General features: G+C 54.8%; 2 protein-coding genes. One reads left to right on the top strand and one right to left on the bottom strand.

What is annotated here, in order from left to right; genetic code table 11:
- The coding region (locus B9N72_RS21545; RefSeq protein ID WP_234986087.1) for a hypothetical protein at positions 1 to 267 on the top strand (267 nt) is incomplete at its 5' end.
- Positions 268 to 562: 295 nt separating this feature from the next.
- Here B9N72_RS21545 and aceE read toward each other — a convergent pair.
- Complete coding sequence (aceE, locus tag B9N72_RS20455) at positions 563 to 3,238, bottom strand: pyruvate dehydrogenase (acetyl-transferring), homodimeric type (protein ID WP_085277999.1); 2,676 nt, start codon at positions 3,236 to 3,238, stop codon at positions 563 to 565.
- Between the last annotated feature and the right edge of the window lie 326 nt (positions 3,239 to 3,564).

Raw genomic sequence — 3,564 nt, 5'->3', positions numbered from 1 at the left:
CCGTGGCGTGTAAAAATAACCAGTTTTTGGAAATTTGAGGTAACCAGTGCGATGGACATCCAGGTAACCATTCAAGGCAGCCATGACCTGGCCGGACAGATCTACCGGCAACTGCGCGAGGCCATCGGACTGTATGGGATTTTGGCCTTCTATGCCGGCGCGCCCTTACAGCAAGGGCTGCTGTTCGGCTACGGCGGCATCGATGCCGGCTCTATTGCCGTGGCGCTGGGGCGGTTGGCTGAGCTGCTGCCGAGGGTGGCGGCGTGATGACAACGCGGCGTCTGCACGGCTGATGTTGGGGAAATAGGCGTCACACGTCATTGTCTGTGAGTGCTGAAACCAGCCCTGTGACCGTAGCAGCGACGCCAAGAGAACTTTGATTAGTTAAGGACAGCCACTATTCGGCCAAAGCGGGCATAGCGCGTTCGCAGACCAACGTCCACTGTTGCGTGCGGCCTTCACTCAATTGTCACGTAGTGAGCCTCACATGGCGTCTAGAGGTTTCAAGGCGATTCAAGTTGTCCCCATACGCTGTTCGCCACATCAGGAAATCACACCACTCTCACACCAACCATGGATAAGGCTTGTTGGCATCGATGCCATACTTCACCATCGCTTGTTCCACCATGCCGTGATCTACGGCGCCTTCATCAGCCAGCGCCTTCAGCGAAGCGAGTATGATCCAGTACCTGTCCACCTCGAAGAAATGGCGGAGTTGCTCGCGTGTGTCCGACCTGCCATAGCCATCGGTTCCCAACACAGAATATCGACGAGGCACAAAGGGGCGAATCTGCTCAGCCTGCAGTCGAACATAGTCGGTAGCAGCGATCACCGGACCACGGGTCTCCTTCAAGCATGACTCGACATGAGGCAGTCTCCGTGGCTCGCGGGGATGGAGCAGATTCCACCGTGCGACCCCATTCCCTTCCCTCGCCAACTCCGTGAAGCTGGGGCATCCCCACAGATCACTTTCGACACCCCAATCATTCAGCAGCAATTCGGCAGCCGCTATGACCTCCCGAAATATTGTCCCGGAACCAAGGAGCTGGACACGCGCCATCGTGTCATTGGCACCACCCTGCCGGAATAAATACATCCCCTTTAGGATGTTACCCTCCGCGCCAGCCGGCATTGCCGGGTGCTCGTAGTTCTCATTCATCACCGTGATGTAGTAGTACACATCCTCCTGATCCTGGATCATCCTGCGAAGGCCGTCTTGAATAATGACGGCCAGCTCATAGCCGAAGGTCGGGTCGTATGAGACACAATTCGGAATGGTGGCTCCCCATACCAGGCTGTGGCCATCCTCGTGCTGCAAGCCTTCTCCGTTCAGCGTGGTACGCCCCGCCGTGCCGCCGAGTAGAAACCCGCGTGACCGTTGGTCTCCGGCGGCCCAAGCTAGATCACCAAAGCGCTGGAAACCGAATATCGAATAGAAAATGAAGAAGGGAATCATCGGTTCACCATGCGTCGAATACGCCGTTGCAGCGGCAATCCAATCCGCCATCGCTCCCGCCTCGTTGATTCCTTCCTGCAAAATCTGGCCGTCCTTCGACTCCTTGTAAAACGTTAATTGGCTGGCATCTTGAGGGGTATAGATCTGCCCTTGCTGAGACCAGATGCCAATCTGACGAAACAAGCCTTCCATCCCGAAGGTCCGAGACTCGTCGGACACAATCGGCACGATGCGACGGCCAAGGGCCTTGTCGCGCAGCAAAATATTGAGGATCCGCACGAAACTCATTGCTGTCGAATACTCACGCCCCTCTGCACTTCCCTGTAGTTGCGTCTCAAAAGCGGAGAGAGGTGGCACGGAAAGAGATGGTCCGCGTGGTCGTCTCGATGGCAGGTATCCGCCGAGCGCTTGCCGGCGCTCATGCAAATAAGCATGTTCGCGCGAGCCCGCCTCAAACCTCAGATAGGGAAGTTCATCGAGTTGCTGATTCGACAACGGCAATTGGAAACGGTCACGGAACTGCATAAGCGCTTCCAGTCTCATGCTCTTCTGCTGGTGGGTAATGTTTTGTGCTTCTCCGGCCTCACCCATGCCGTACCCCTTGATCGTCTTGGCAAGGATTACTGTAGGCTGTCCCTTGTGATTTACGGCCGCATGGTAGGCCGCGTAGACCTTGTGCGGATCATGCCCTCCTCGATTCAGGTTCCAGATATCGTTATCTGACCAATCAGCGACAAGAGCCTTCAACTCTGGGGAGTTGAAGAAATACTCCCTGACATAGGCACCATCCTTTGACTTGAAGGTTTGGTAGTCTCCGTCCACGCACTCCATCATTCGTTGGAGCAGAACCCCTTGCTTGTCACGGGCCAACAGAGTGTCCCACTTACCACCCCAGATAACCTTGATGACGTTCCATCCTGCGCCACGAAACTCCGACTCCAACTCCTGAATGATCTTGCCGTTTCCTCGCACCGGCCCGTCCAAGCGCTGTAAGTTGCAGTTAACAACGAAGATCAAGTTATCCAGCTTCTCACGTCCAGCCATACCGAGGGCGCCTCGCGATTCGGGCTCATCCATCTCACCATCGCCACAAAACACCCAGACTTTCCTGCTTCTGTGGCTGCCAAAACCACGGTCCTCCAAATATTTCATGAAGCGCGCCTGGTAGATGCCCATGATAGGGCCCAGCCCCATCGATACCGTCGGAAATTGCCAAAAGTTGGGCATCAACCAGGGATGCGGATACGACGAAATACCTTTCCCAGTGACTTCCTGACGGAAGTGATCCATCTGTTCCTCTGTCAGACGCCCCTCCAAGAATGCCCGCGCATAGAAGCCTGGCGACGAATGGCCCTGGTAGTAGATCAAGTCGCCGCCGTGGTGCTCGGACGCGGCTTGCCAAAAATGGTTGAATCCAGTCTCATACAGCGTGGCTGCCGAAGCATAACTGGCGATATGGCCGCCGACATTGGTATCCCGGGCAGCACGAAGCACCAGCGCAATTGCGTTCCACCTGATATAGGAACGGATTCTTCGTTCGATATCCTGATCGGCTGGAGAGACGACCTGCTGATCCGCAGCGATAGTATTGACATAGGCTGTCTGCAAACTGAGAGGCAGGTGTATACCCTCGCGCTGCGCTCTTCTGATGAGTTGACCGATCAGGAAATAGGCGCGCTCCGGGCCTCCATTGGCAATGACCGAATCCAGGGAGTCGAGCCACTCTTGGGTTTCTTGTGCATCAACATCGTCATTGGGTGAACTGGAGTTCGCAGAAGACACTATGTGACTCTCCTAATCAGCAAGGTCAACTATTAAGACTTCGCAACATAATGAGTTGGTGCTATGTACACGAACAGCACCAACCCGATGTATAACGTGTCTTATATCCAAATCGATATTGACCCACCGAAGAAGATCTAAATTAATGGGCCATTAAATGTGGGGACGAGATGACCCTGTCAGGCAACAAGGCTTAAGTTGTAGAACAACTCCGCCTTTTCCACAGCATCGATGCCTCCTGCGTGGAAATGGAGGATATGCTCGCCTTGCGTGTGATGCTTATGCTGTGCTTCCGGGCTCGCCCAGTGCTCCACAAAGACAAATCG

Origin of the sequence: Pseudogulbenkiania subflava DSM 22618 (assembly GCF_900177275.1) — a bacterium.
Classification (GTDB): Bacteria; Pseudomonadota; Gammaproteobacteria; order Burkholderiales; family Chromobacteriaceae; genus Pseudogulbenkiania; species Pseudogulbenkiania subflava.
This window is presented reverse-complemented; position numbering and strand designations above follow the sequence as displayed.